11 protein-coding genes are annotated in these 12,297 nt (G+C 63.4%); all 11 read left to right on the top strand.

Annotated elements, in window-relative coordinates:
* The first annotated feature begins 6 nt into the window (after positions 1–6).
* Positions 7–627: a cob(I)yrinic acid a,c-diamide adenosyltransferase gene (gene cobO / locus QMK17_RS00880; protein WP_283506456.1), complete on the top strand. Its 621-nt coding sequence runs from the start codon at positions 7–9 to the stop codon at positions 625–627.
* Positions 621–2,030, top strand: coding sequence for a cobyrinate a,c-diamide synthase (locus tag QMK17_RS00875; RefSeq protein WP_283506455.1), 1,410 nt, complete (start codon positions 621–623; stop codon positions 2,028–2,030). Before cobO ends, QMK17_RS00875 begins: the two co-directional genes overlap by 7 nt.
* The gene (locus QMK17_RS00870) at positions 2,023–2,385 is read left to right on the top strand and encodes a cobalamin biosynthesis protein (protein WP_283506454.1); all 363 of its coding nucleotides are present in this window, start codon (positions 2,023–2,025) and stop codon (positions 2,383–2,385) included. The genes QMK17_RS00875 and QMK17_RS00870 overlap by 8 nt, the downstream gene beginning before the upstream one ends.
* Before the next feature lie 18 nt (positions 2,386–2,403).
* On the top strand, positions 2,404–3,255 hold the full coding sequence (locus QMK17_RS00865) for an LLM class F420-dependent oxidoreductase (RefSeq protein WP_283506453.1): 852 nt from the start codon (positions 2,404–2,406) through the stop codon (positions 3,253–3,255).
* Positions 3,256–3,289: 34 nt separating this feature from the next.
* Positions 3,290–4,063, top strand: coding sequence for an ABC transporter ATP-binding protein (locus QMK17_RS00860; protein WP_283506452.1), 774 nt, complete (start codon positions 3,290–3,292; stop codon positions 4,061–4,063).
* Entirely contained in the window at positions 4,048–5,652 is a 1,605-nt protein-coding gene (locus tag QMK17_RS00855) for an ABC transporter permease (RefSeq protein WP_283506451.1), read from the top strand. The genes QMK17_RS00860 and QMK17_RS00855 overlap by 16 nt, the downstream gene beginning before the upstream one ends.
* Before the next feature lie 245 nt (positions 5,653–5,897).
* Positions 5,898–6,098, top strand: coding sequence for a DUF3224 domain-containing protein (locus QMK17_RS00850; protein ID WP_283506450.1), 201 nt, complete (start codon positions 5,898–5,900; stop codon positions 6,096–6,098).
* Between the two features lie 45 nt (positions 6,099–6,143).
* Entirely contained in the window at positions 6,144–7,808 is a 1,665-nt protein-coding gene (locus QMK17_RS00845; RefSeq protein ID WP_283506449.1) for a DUF7800 domain-containing protein, read from the top strand.
* Positions 7,809–7,823: 15 nt separating this feature from the next.
* Entirely contained in the window at positions 7,824–9,506 is a 1,683-nt protein-coding gene (locus tag QMK17_RS00840) for an ABC-F family ATP-binding cassette domain-containing protein (protein ID WP_283506448.1), read from the top strand.
* 10 nt (positions 9,507–9,516) lie between these two features.
* On the top strand, positions 9,517–10,749 hold the full coding sequence (gene cobA / locus QMK17_RS00835; RefSeq protein ID WP_283506447.1) for a uroporphyrinogen-III C-methyltransferase: 1,233 nt from the start codon (positions 9,517–9,519) through the stop codon (positions 10,747–10,749).
* 11 nt (positions 10,750–10,760) lie between these two features.
* Positions 10,761–12,263 carry an MFS transporter gene (locus QMK17_RS00830; RefSeq protein ID WP_442972664.1) on the top strand — a complete coding sequence of 501 codons (1,503 nt, stop codon included), beginning with the start codon at positions 10,761–10,763 and terminating at the stop codon, positions 12,261–12,263.
* Positions 12,264–12,297 lie beyond the last annotated feature (34 nt).

Here is a 12,297-nt window from a genome sequence, read left to right as displayed (position 1 = left end):
CGAGTCGTGCCACAAGGAGTGCCACTGGCCGGGACGGTTCCCGAGGACGGTCTGACGACGCGTCAACGACGCAACCAGCCGGTCCTCGCCGTGCACACGGGGCCAGGCAAGGGAAAATCGACTGCTGCGTTCGGTATGGCGCTGCGCGCGTGGAACCAAGGATTCGATGTCGGGGTGTTCCAGTTCGTCAAGAGTGCGAAGTGGAAGGTCGGCGAAGAGGCGACGTTCAAGATTCTCGGCGAGCTACACGAGGAGTCGGGGACCGGCGGAGCCGTCGAATGGCACAAGATGGGCGAAGGCTGGTCCTGGACGCGTAAGAAGGGCTCAGAGGTCGATCATGCCGCGGCTGCAGCGGACGGGTGGACCGAGATCTCCCGAAGATTGTCCGAAGAAACGCATCGCTTCTACGTACTCGACGAATTCACCTACCCACTCAAGTGGGGGTGGGTGGACGTCGACGAGGTAGTCGAGGTCCTGAGGAATCGACCGGGAAATCAGCACGTCGTGATCACCGGGCGCGACGCACCACAGGCGTTGATCGAGGCAGCCGACCTCGTCACCGAGATGACCAAGGTCAAGCATCCGATGGATGCGGGCCGTAAAGGTCAACGCGGCATCGAATGGTGACCTACTCGGTTCCCGCTGTCGTCATCGCCGCGCCCGCGTCAGGTAGCGGCAAGACAACCGTCGCCACCGGCTTGATGGGCGCGTTGCGGGCTGCGGGCACGAGAGTCGCGCCCTTCAAAGTCGGTCCCGACTACATCGACCCCGGCTATCACGCACTGGCGACGGGTTTGCCCGGTCGCAATCTCGATGCGGTGATGGTCGGGTCCGAGCGCATTGGTCCGCTGTACCGGCACGGCAGCGCTGGATGCGACATCGCAATCGTCGAAGGTGTCATGGGGTTGTTCGACGGAAAGATCGACATGTCAGGTGCGGGCGCGGCGTCGGCGGAGGGATCGACGGCCGCTGTGGCCTCGATGCTCGGTGCGCCGGTCGTGTTGGTGGTCGATGCCAGGGGACACAGTCAGAGCCTTGCTGCTGTGCTGCACGGGTTCTCGACGTTCGACACGTCCGTGCGTATCGGCGGCGTGATCCTCAATCGCGTGGGCAGTCCTCGGCACGAGGAGGTACTGCGGCAAGCGTGCGAACGCGTGGGTGTGCCAGTACTGGGATCGCTTCCCCGTATGACCGAGTTGGCTGTTCCCTCTCGTCATCTCGGACTGATCACCGCACTCGAGCACGGAACTCGCGCCGAAGCAGCCGTCGACGCGATGGCTGCGCTCGTTCGCGAGCACGTCGATCTCGAGGCGATCGTGTCACTGGCAGACTCGTCGGTCGCCGCGACGGCCTGGGATGCAGAGCTGGAGGCAGGGGAGAGGTCCGACGGCGCTCCGGTGGTGGCGATCGCCGGCGGGGCAGCATTCACGTTCGGCTACGCGGAACACGTCGAACTCCTACGTGCGTCGGGCGCCGAGGTCGCGGTGTTCGATCCATTGAGCGATGGACTGCCGGATCGGGTCGCGGGCGTCGTTGTGCCCGGCGGATTTCCGGAGGAGCACGCCGAGCAGTTGGCGGCCAACACGGCATTGCTGGCGGATGTGAGGCGGGTTGCCGCCCAGGGCATTCCGATTCACGCAGAATGTGCAGGCCTGCTGTACCTCGGGCGCCGCCTCGACGGCCATGCGATGGCAGGCGTCCTCGACGTCGAAGCCCGCTTCGGGTCCGCGTTGACGCTCGGCTACCGAGATGCGGTTGCGCTGGAGAATTCCGTTCTGTTCGAGGCGGGTACACGGGTGACCGGTCATGAGTTCCACCGAACGATGTTGGTGGAGAGTGGAATCGAAAATCCAGCTCCGGCGTGGGGGTGGCGCAATCCCAGTAGAGTGGTCGAACAACGAGTCATCCGCGAGGGATTCGTCCAGGGCGGCGTTCACGCGTCGTATCTTCACACGCACCCGGCAGGCATTCCGAGATCGGTGAGTCGTTTCGTCGACGCCTGTGCTGCCTTCTCCGTTGCTCATGTCTGAGTGCGTTGTCGTGGGTATTGGTGCGAGTTCGGCGGCGACGGTCCTCGAGTGTCTTGAACTGGTCGGGAGTCTAGTCCGCTCGTCCTGGACGGTAAGTGCGGTTGCAACGATCGAGGCAAAGCGGACGCTGGGTGGCTCGGTCGCAGACGCGCTCGGTGTTCGGTGTTCGGTGTTCACCGCCGACGAACTCGCCTCCATCGTCGTCCCCGATCCGTCGAGCCGTGTTCGTGCGGCGGTGGGTGTGTCGAGCGTCGCAGAAGCGGCGGCGATCCGGGGGAGCGGCGGCGGCCCGCTGGTGGTGGGAAAGACCAGTCGACGGGGAGTGACCGTCGCGATTGCTTGCCAAGCGGACTAGAACACGTTCTAATAACGCATGCGCTTCGGTCTCGTTCTGTTCACCTCCGACCGCGGAATCACCCCTGCCGCCGCGGCGGCCGAAGGCGAACGCCTGGGATTTCACTCGTTCTACGTTCCCGAGCACACTCACATTCCGGTCAAGCGCGAAGCAGCGCACCCGCAGACCGGTGATTCGTCGCTGCCCGACGATCGATACGCACGAACTCTCGATCCCTGGGTGTCACTCGCGACGGCCGCTGCGCTCACCAGTTCGATACGGCTCGGTACCGCGGTGGCGATACCCGTCGAGCACGACCCGATCACTTTGGCCAAGTCCATCGCGTCCCTCGATCATCTCAGCGGAGGCCGCGTGAGCCTCGGAATCGGATTCGGTTGGAACGTGGACGAATTGACCGATCACGGCGTTCCGGCGGGCAGACGTCGAACGATGTTGCGGGAGTATCTGGAGGCCATGCGTGCATTGTGGTCGGAGGAGCAGGCAGAGTATGCCGGGGAGTTCGTCAACTTCGGGCCGAGCTGGGCATGGCCGAAACCTGTTCAGAAAGGTGCAATTCCGACGTTGGTCGGCGCAGCAGGGACCGACAAGAACTTCGCCTGGATCGTCCGGTCGGCCGACGGATGGATCACCACGCCTGGTGAGCGGAACATCGAGTCTCGTGTCGCCCGGTTCCAGCAGTTGTGGCGTGATGCCGGTCGCGGTGGGAATCCCGAAGTGGTGGTACTCGATTTCAAACCGGACGCCGACAAGTTGGCTCGCTGGGAGGGGTTGGGAGTGACCGAGGTGGTGTACGGCATGCCGGACAAATCAGAGGCAGAGGTATTGGAATATCTCGAGCGGCTGTCGGGGAAGCTGATGATGCCCGTGTAGCACTTCGTCGATTGGTACCGGATAGTCTGTTTGTATGGACCAGTCGACGACATACCCATGGGCACTTCATCTCGAGCACCTGTGTATGACGTTCGGGGGAAGACCCGCCGTCGACGACCTTTCCCTTGCCGTACCAACCGGATCCATGTTTGGGCTCGTCGGTCCCAACGGCGCAGGCAAGACGACGTCGCTGTCGATGGCCGTAGGGCTCCTTCGGCCGCAGTACGGACGCAGCCTCGTCCTCGGGCAGGATGTGTGGGCCGATCCAATCGGGGCCAAGCGTCTCCTCGGTGTTCTTCCCGACGGACTGGCCTTGCCCTCGCAATTCACCGGGTCGGAGCTTCTGACGTATCTGGGGCGCCTGCGCGGTATGGACGAGCAGACAATCGGGCTTCGTCGCGACGAGTTGCTGTGGGCGCTGGATCTCGCCGACGCGGGGAACGCCGTCATCGCCGACTACTCAGCAGGAATGACCAAGAAGATCGGTCTGGCCGCCGCGCTCCTCCACGGACCGCGACTACTGGTACTCGACGAGCCGTTCGAAGCGGTCGATCCGATCTCCGGTGCCGGGATTCGAAGCATTCTCGTGCAGTTCGTACGGTCGGGAGGGACGGTGGTGATGTCGAGCCACGTGATGACTCTCGTCGAACAGCTCTGTTCCCATATCGGCGTCATAACGGGCGGGCGGGTCGTGGCGGCAGGGACGTTGGACGAGATCCGCGGCGGCACCAGCCTCGACGATGCCTTCGTCCGTCTCGTTGGGACGCAATCGAAAGGGAATCAGGGCCTATCGTGGATGCGCTCGTGAAATCTGGAGGCAATTCGACGCTTCGCACCGTGCTCGCGATGCGGGTGACCCTGTACAAGAGACAGTTCACCGGGGGCAGAGCGGCCGTGAAGACGATTGCGGGTTTACTCGGATTGGGGTGTGCCATCACCCAGTGCTTCGCGGCGGCATCCGGCGAGGGTAACCCGGGCGTCACGGCCGTGGTGCTCGTGGTGATCGGTGTTTTCTGGTTGATCGGACCGGTGCTCTCGGGCATCTCCGACGAGAATCTGCATCCCCGTCAATTCACGCTGCTTCCGATCGAGCCGACCAAGCTCGCACACGCATTGTTCGTATCGTCCACCGTCGGAATGGTCGTTCCGATCACGATCGTGGCCGTTGCCGTTCTTCCGATCAGCGCTGCAACTCGATCGCTCGCAGCGCTACCCGTAGCTCTGATTGCCTGGCCTGCAACAGTTCTCCTCTTCATCGCCGCATCGCGCGTAGCGACGCTGACGATGTCGGGATTGTTGCGTACGCGTAAGCGTCGGGAGCTCGCAGTGTTAATGTTCGGAACCTTGTTCGCCGGCGTCTACATGCTTCAGTTTCCCATCCTGAACAACCTCGATCTCGTCGTCGACAGCGGCATCACGTGGCCGACGACCTTTGCGCATGCGGTTCCGTTCGCCTGGGGGGCCGCGGGCGTGGACGCCGCTGCCCGGGGTGCGTGGGCGATCGCAGCGGGTGCGTCGATAGCTCTGCTGCTGCTGGACGTGGTGTTGTTGTGGGCGTGGAAACGTCTGGTGATTCGGCAGTTCGACGGGTCACCCGTCGGCGGGGATGGATCCTCGAACGTCGCTGCGACGCAGCGTCGACGTCGTCGGGGTGTGGAGGACACGCGCTGGCGCACGAGCCCGACGGGTGCTGTCGTCGTCCGTGAACTGTCGCTTTGGCGCGGTGAACTGAACCGGCGTACACAACTCGTCTCCCTTGTGGTGAGCGCGATCCTGTCCGGGGTCGGTCCGTTGCTGTCCGCGTCGATACCGTTCACGGCAGCATGGGGTGCGTGGTTCGTCCTGGTCACCGCTGTCGGATCTGGCGTGAATCTGTATGGATACGACGGAAGTTCGATGTGGCATCTGGTCATGACGCCCGAGGCGGCTCGCGCTGACGTTCGTGGCAGGCAGATCGCATGGTGTGTGATCGTGTTGCCGTTCGCACTGGCGTCCGTGGCGGTAATTCGAATTTTCGGGGACCTCGGCGCCGACAGGCTCGCCGTGCCGATCGCGGTGACCGCATCCTCGCTAGGAGTAGGTGCGGGCGTCGTTGCGTGGATATCGGTTTCCGCGCCGTATCCGGTGCCCGAGCAAAAGAATGCGTTATCGATGAACTTTCGTGGATCGTTCAACGGCTCGTCATTTCTGTTGACGCTGGCAGGCTTGCTGGTGGTTGTCGTGGCTGCAGTCCCAGCGCTTCTGATGGGTCTCCTCTTGCCAGGGGCGCTGTCGTACCTAGCTATTCCGGTCGCTCTCGTCGTTTCCGGATTGGGCTTCTGGTGGGGAGGTCGTATCGCGGGCAGCCGTTTCGAGATGGAAGCAGACCGGGTTCTCGTTTCGGTGACCGCGCGATAGCCGGTGTTGGCGCACATCCCCAATCGAAGTAGATCCGAGCGATTCAGCGATCACACGACCTATTCACGCCGGACAACAGCCAAGTTCACCATCGCCTCCTGGGAAGAGCACGTCCTCTCCGACGAGGACAAGGACCCAGAGCCGGACGACGACAGGTATTTTCCGGCTCGGGGCTTCACCCGCGCGGACGTGTCTTACCGCTATGCGGGGGCGATCACGGGGACCGGTACCGTCGCCTGCGCTTCGTGGGATCGATCGACGGACACGAGGGATCTCTCGTCTTTCGCCGCGAGGGGACACAGGGTGCAGACTCCGTCGATGCCAGATTGGTTGTAGTCGAGGGTCTCGGCGCCGGTGCACTGGAAACGGTGACCGGCGACGCCGTCGTTTCGATCCAGGGTCAGTCGCCCAACCGTTACGGGATCACGCTGATGTACGACACGTGACCGGCGACAGTGGCGTTACGGCGGTTCGGAGTGCAAGGTGAGGACGTGACGTCTTCTTCTCTCGTACTCGGCCCGCTCGTTCGCTACGTGGGCTCGACCGATGCGACCTTCTGGTTCGAATTCGACGCCCCGGGGACGGTGGTCGTACAGACGGACGCGGGCCCGTCCGGGCAGGCCGAGACGTGGGGAGTGCACGGCCACCACTACGCCCTGGTGGCACTCACCGGTCTACCGGCGAATACGTCGATCACCTACGACGTGCAGTTCGGTGAGGAAGTCGTCTGGCCGAAGTCGGGCGCCACTGCAGCGATCCACACCGTCGACGAGCACGGCCTGGTCACATTCGCGTTCGGGTCCTGTCGACGGGGAGACAACTACAGCGACGAGTCGTTGCAGCGAATCGGCGCAGACGCGCTCGCAGGACTTGGTACTAGGATGCTTCAGCAGAATCCAGGTGAATGGCCACAGGCGCTGTTGTTGCTCGGCGACCAGGTGTACGCGGACGATCCGTCACCGGAGATTGTCGAGCGATTGCAGTCGAGGCGTCGAGCAGGAGACGGTCCGGTGGCCGCACGCGGGACCGACGCGGAGAACGAGATCTGCGATTTCGAGGAGTACTCCTGGCTCTACCACGAGTCGTGGGGAGTCGAACCGGTACGGACGTTGCTGGCCAGCGTGCCCTCCTGCATGATCCTGGATGACCACGATCTTCGGGACGACTGGAATTCATCGGCGTCGTGGCGAGCCGACATCGAAACCAGGCCGTGGTGGAAGGACCGCGTCGTCGGGGCATTTTCGTCGTACTGGGTGTACCAGCATCTCGGCAACCTGTCGCCGAAGGAACTTGCAGGCGATGAGTTGTACAGGACCGTTCGACAGGCGGCGACCGACGCCGAGCGTGAGCGCATACTCGCGGATTTCTCCCTCCGGATCGACTCCGACCCCGACACCGGTAGATGGAGCTTCTACCGCGACTTCGGTGACACCCGACTGATCATGATCGATTCTCGCTGCTCACGGCGCCTGGATCCAGAAGACCGCAGAATGGTCGACGACGTCGAGTGGACGTGGGTTCGGGAGCGCGCCTTGGAATCCTCGCCGAGGCATCTGTTGTTCGGATCTTCGTTGCCGTACCTCATGCTGCCCGCGCTGCATCACCTCGAACAGTGGAACGAGGCTGTGGCACAGGGAAGCTGGGGAAAGCTCGCGTCCAAGGTGGGGGAGAAGCTCCGCATCGAACTCGATCTCGAACATTGGGCAGCCTTTGGTAAATCGTTTGCGGACATGGCCACTCTGACACGCGAACTCTCCCGTTCTCCCAAATCACCGTCGTCGATCTTGTGGCTCTCGGGAGACGTGCACTGCTCGTACGTCGCCCGCGCAGAATTCGGGGTCGGCGGCGACACGCCCGCCACTTATCAGCTGACGATGTCACCTTTCCGTAATCCCCTGAACCTGCCGATCCGCGCGGTCAATCGTCTCGCCATCAGGAAGCGCGTCGCGAAGATTCTTTCTCGACTCTCGAAGGCGGCGAAAGTAGCGCCCGCCGGGTTCAGCTGGGATGCCGACGCGGGTCCGTGGTTCGACAACGGAGTGATGCTGCTGACTACGGAGGGAGATGCGGCACACCTTCGCGTCGAGCACGCGCACGTCGACGAAGGAGGCAAGCAGACGTTGACCACCACGCACGAGATGACCCTGACGCACTGACATAGGTTTGAGCGTGTGGCTCACCTCGACTTGACCGACATCGACTACTTCCTCCCCGACGGGCGGCAGCTTCTGAGCGGCGTCGGTTTTCGGGTGGGCGACGGCGTCAAGACTGCCCTGATCGGTCCGAACGGAACCGGCAAGACCACGCTCACCCGAATCGTTGCCGGCGACATCACGCCCGACGAAGGATCCGTCACACGGTCGGGTTCGCTCGGCGTGATGCGCCAGTTCGTCGGCCAGCTCCGAGACGACTCGACTGTCCTCGATCTCTTACTGTCGGTATCCGCGCCTGCGGTGCGAACGGCAGCCACAGCGCTCGATGATGCCGAGAACGCCATGATCGAGACCGACGACGAGAAAACCCAGCTGAAGTATGCGACGGCTTTGTCGGACTGGGGAGACATCGGTGGTTATGACCTGGAGCCGTTCTGGGACAAGGTCACGATGTCGGCCCTCGGCATGCCATTCGACCGCGCGAAGTGGCGCGCAGCATCGACGCTGAGCGGAGGCGAGCAGAAGCGCCTGGTGCTGGAGGCACTGTTCGCGGGAAACGATCAGCTGCTCCTTCTGGACGAACCCGACAACTATCTCGATGTACCGGGAAAACGATGGTTGGAGAGAACCATTCGCGACTCGGACAAGTCGGTGCTGTTCATCAGTCACGATCGTGAACTCATTGCCAACGCCGCGACCAGAATCGTGACGCTCGAGCCCGGCTACAACGGAGCGACATCATGGGTGCACGGTGGCCGCTTCGACAGCTATTACGACGCTCGCGATGATCGAAACGCTCGCCTCGACGAACTCCGTCGCCGATGGGACGAGGAGCGAGTGAAGCTGCGTGCGCTCGTTCTGCGGCTACGTGAGAAGGCGAAGTTCAACGACGGCGTCGCCGCGCGGTACCACGCGGCTCAGACGCGGCTGGCTCGCTTCGAGGATGCAGGTCCGCCGGAGGCAGTGCCGGTGAAGCAGAGCGTCACGGTGCGATTGCATGGTGGCCGCACCGCCAAGCGTGCGCTCGTCTGCACCGGCCTCGAAATGACTGGATTGATGAAACCGTTCGACGCCGAAGTCTGGTTCGGCGACCGCGTCGCGGTGCTGGGATCCAACGGCTCGGGTAAGTCGCACTTCCTGAGGTTGCTCGCGGGCGGCGGCACCGATCCGGAACGTGAGCACTTGCCAGTTCAAGAGTTGGCACTCGATCCGGTCCCGCACACCGGCAAGGCGGTACTGGGCGCGCGAGTGCGGCCGGGGCTGTTTGCCCAGACACACACTCGCCCCGATCTCGCGGGCAAGACCTTGCTCGATATCCTGCATCTCGGCAACGAACACCGTGACGGAATGGGCCGGGAGGCGGCAAGCAGGGCTCTCGATCGTTATGGATTGGCCCGTGCAGCCGAGCAGTCCTATGACGTGCTGTCCGGTGGTCAGCAGGCCAGGGTGCAGATTCTTCTCCTCGAACTGTCGGGGGCGACAGTGCTTCTTTTGGATGAGCCGACCGACAACCTCGATCTGCTTTCGGCGGACGCGCTTCAGGATGCGATCGCAGCGTTCGAAGGAACGGTGATTGCGGTGACGCACGATCGTTGGTTCGCTAGGAGTTTCGACAGGTTTCTGGTCTTCGGATCCGATGGACAGGTGTACGAATCGGGTGAGCCGGTATGGGACGAAACGCGCGTGAAGCGGGCGCGGTAGCGTTTCCCCCGTGTATTCAAACGAGTCCGATGCGACTGATTCTCCGTATCTCGTCGGTCTGAACCTCCTCGGGAAACGCGTCGTCGTCTTCGGCGGCGGAACGGTAGCGCAGCGACGACTCCCATTGCTGATCTCGTCGGGCGCGCTGGTACACGTCATCACCCGAGAGGCGACGCCTGCGGTCGAAGCGATGGCCACCGGTGGCCAGGTGAGCATGGAACTGCGTGATTATCGCGACGGCGATGTGGATGGCGCCTGGTACGCGATCGCCTGCACCGACGAGGCCGATACCAACGCAGCGATCGTCGCTGAAGCGGAGCGTTCCAGGATTTTCTGTGTTCGCGCCGACGTCGCCAGGGACGGGACCGCTGTGACTCCGGCCTCGGCCGAGTGGGACGGCTTGACGCTCGGTGTGCTGGCAGGCGGCGCGCACCGGCGTTCGGCGGCGGTGCGCAACGCCGTCGTCGAGGCCCTGCAGTCCGGTGTCATCACCGATTCCGCCCATGCGCCACTCACCGGGGTCGCGCTGGTCGGCGGCGGGCCCGGCGACCCCGATCTGATCACCGTCCGCGGCCGCCGACTTCTCGCGTACGCCGATGTGGTCGTCACCGACCGTTTGGCACCCCCGGAACTTTTGGCAGAACTCGGGCCGCATGTCGAGGTGATCGACGCGTCCAAGATTCCGTATGGCCGTGCGATGGCCCAAGAGGCGATCAACCAGGCGCTCATCGACGGCGCGAAGGCCGGTAAATTCGTCGTCCGCCTCAAGGGAGGCGACCCCTACGTGTTCGGGCGAGGCTACGAGGAACTGGAGGCGCTGACGGACGCCGGTGTTCCGGTCACCGTCGTTCCGGGAATTACCAGCGCGATTTCCGTTCCATCCGCGGCAGGCGTGCCGGTCACCCACCGCGGCGTGACACACGAGTTCGTCGTCGTCAGCGGCCACGTTGCCCCGGATCATCCCGACTCGCTCGTCGACTGGGCTGCACTGGCCAGACTCAAGGGCACGATCGTGTTGCTCATGGCCGTCGAGCGCATCGACAAGTTCGCGAAGGTTCTGATCGACGGAGGTCGGCCGGCGACGACGCCCGTTCTCGTCGTCCAGGAAGGCACGATGCGAACCCAACGCGAATTGCGTGCTGACCTCGACACCGTGGCGCAGAAAGTGAAAGACGAGGGAATACGTCCACCGGCGATCATCGTAATCGGAACCGTTGCTGGTTTTTCTGTGAACTCTCGGTAACGTGAACCCCCGTGCCTGACCACTCGCAGCCCTCAGCGCCCGCAACGCAGATCGTCTACCCGGTGACGACCAGGGCATTCGGCCTGGCCATCATCGTGCTCAGTGGTCTTCAGCTCATGGTGGTCCTCGACGGCACCGTCGCCAACCTGGCGTTGGCTCCGCTTCAGGCCGATCTCGGCCTCAGCGACGCGGGCCGAAATTGGGTGCTGACTTCGTACGCGTTGGCATTCGGCGGACTGATGTTGCTCGGTGGGCGACTGGGCGACGCGTTCGGCCGGAAAAGAATGTTTCTCGGCGGTGTTGTTGTGTTCACGGTGGCGTCTCTGCTCTGTGGGCTGGCGGTCAACGAAACGACCCTCATCGCCGCGCGTGCTCTGCAAGGCGTCGGTGCTGCGGTCGCGTCGCCAACGGCCTTCGCGCTCGTGGCGACGACCTTCGCGCCCGGTCCGGTCAGGAACCAAGCCATCGCGATCTATGCCGCGATGACGGGAGTCGGCTCCATTGCCGGCCTCATCATCGGCGGTGCGCTGACTCAGGTGTCGTGGCGTTGGATCTTTCTGATCAACGTTCCGATCGGTATCATCATTGCGATTCTGGCTATCGTATCGCTCGAGGAGAGCAGAAGCTTTCGCCTCGCGCTCGATTTTCCAGGGGCGATCCTCGGCACGCTGGGCTGTACCGGTGTGGTGCTCGCGCTGAGCGAGGGAACCGAACTGGGTTGGCTCAGTCCTGTTGTCGTCGGGTCGCTGATCGGCGGTCTGGTGTTGCTCGGACTGTTCTTGGTCGTCGAGCGCCGCGCCGACAATCCGCTGCTGCCGTTCTCCTTGTTCGCCGACAAGAACCGCGTCGCCACCTTCGTCGCGATCTTCTTCGCCGGCGGAGTCATGTTCTGTCTTGCGGCCTTCGTGGCCTTGTTCGTGCAGGACATCCTCGGGTACAGCCCGCTGTCCGCGGGCCTGGCATTCGTGCCGTTCGCGTTCGGGCTCGGCGCTGCAGCATTCATCACCTCGCAATTGGTGGTCCGGATCCAACCCCGGTGGCTCGTCATGACGGGTGCGGTGATCATGTTCGGGTGGCTGCTGGTGGCGGTCACGACGATGGACGCGGATTCGTCGTACTTCCCTGGCATCTTCTTCCCGGTGATCGGCATCGGATTCGGTGTCGGTATGGCATCCATCCCATTGCCGCTGTGCGCGATCGCCGGCGTGCCTGCGACCGAGATCGGACCGTTGACGGCCATCGCGTTGGTCGCCCAAACGCTCGGCGGGCCGGTGGCGCTGGCCATCGTCGGCGCGCTCGTCACCTCACGCACGCTGTCCCTGGGCGGAACCACAGGTCCCGCCACCCTGATGAATGACGTTCAGCTCGACGCGCTCAGTTCCGGTTATATGTTCGCGTTGTTCTGCTGCGCGATCCTGGCGGGCATTGCCGGCATCTCGGCATTCTTCATCCGCTTCACTCCGCGGCAGGTGGCGCAGGCTCAAGCTGCGCAGGAGGACGCGCAGTCGGCGTGAATGTGGGTGCTCGGTTTGCTTGCCGATGATTTGT

This window comes from Rhodococcus sp. G-MC3 (assembly GCF_030063335.1).
Lineage (GTDB): Bacteria > Actinomycetota > Actinomycetes > Mycobacteriales > Mycobacteriaceae > Rhodococcoides.
Note: the sequence above shows the minus strand (reverse complement) of the source record. Positions and strands in the feature narration are given on the sequence as shown.

Excerpts from the sequence above, each read along its gene's own strand:
- QMK17_RS00875 (WP_283506455.1), top strand. The coding sequence starts at position 621 with ATGGTGACCTACTCGGTTCCCGCTGTCGTCATCGCCGCGCCCGCGTCA.
- QMK17_RS00870 (WP_283506454.1), top strand. The coding sequence starts at position 2,023 with ATGTCTGAGTGCGTTGTCGTGGGTATTGGTGCGAGTTCGGCGGCGACG.
- QMK17_RS00865 (WP_283506453.1), top strand. The coding sequence starts at position 2,404 with ATGCGCTTCGGTCTCGTTCTGTTCACCTCCGACCGCGGAATCACCCCT.
- QMK17_RS00860 (WP_283506452.1), top strand. The coding sequence starts at position 3,290 with ATGGACCAGTCGACGACATACCCATGGGCACTTCATCTCGAGCACCTG.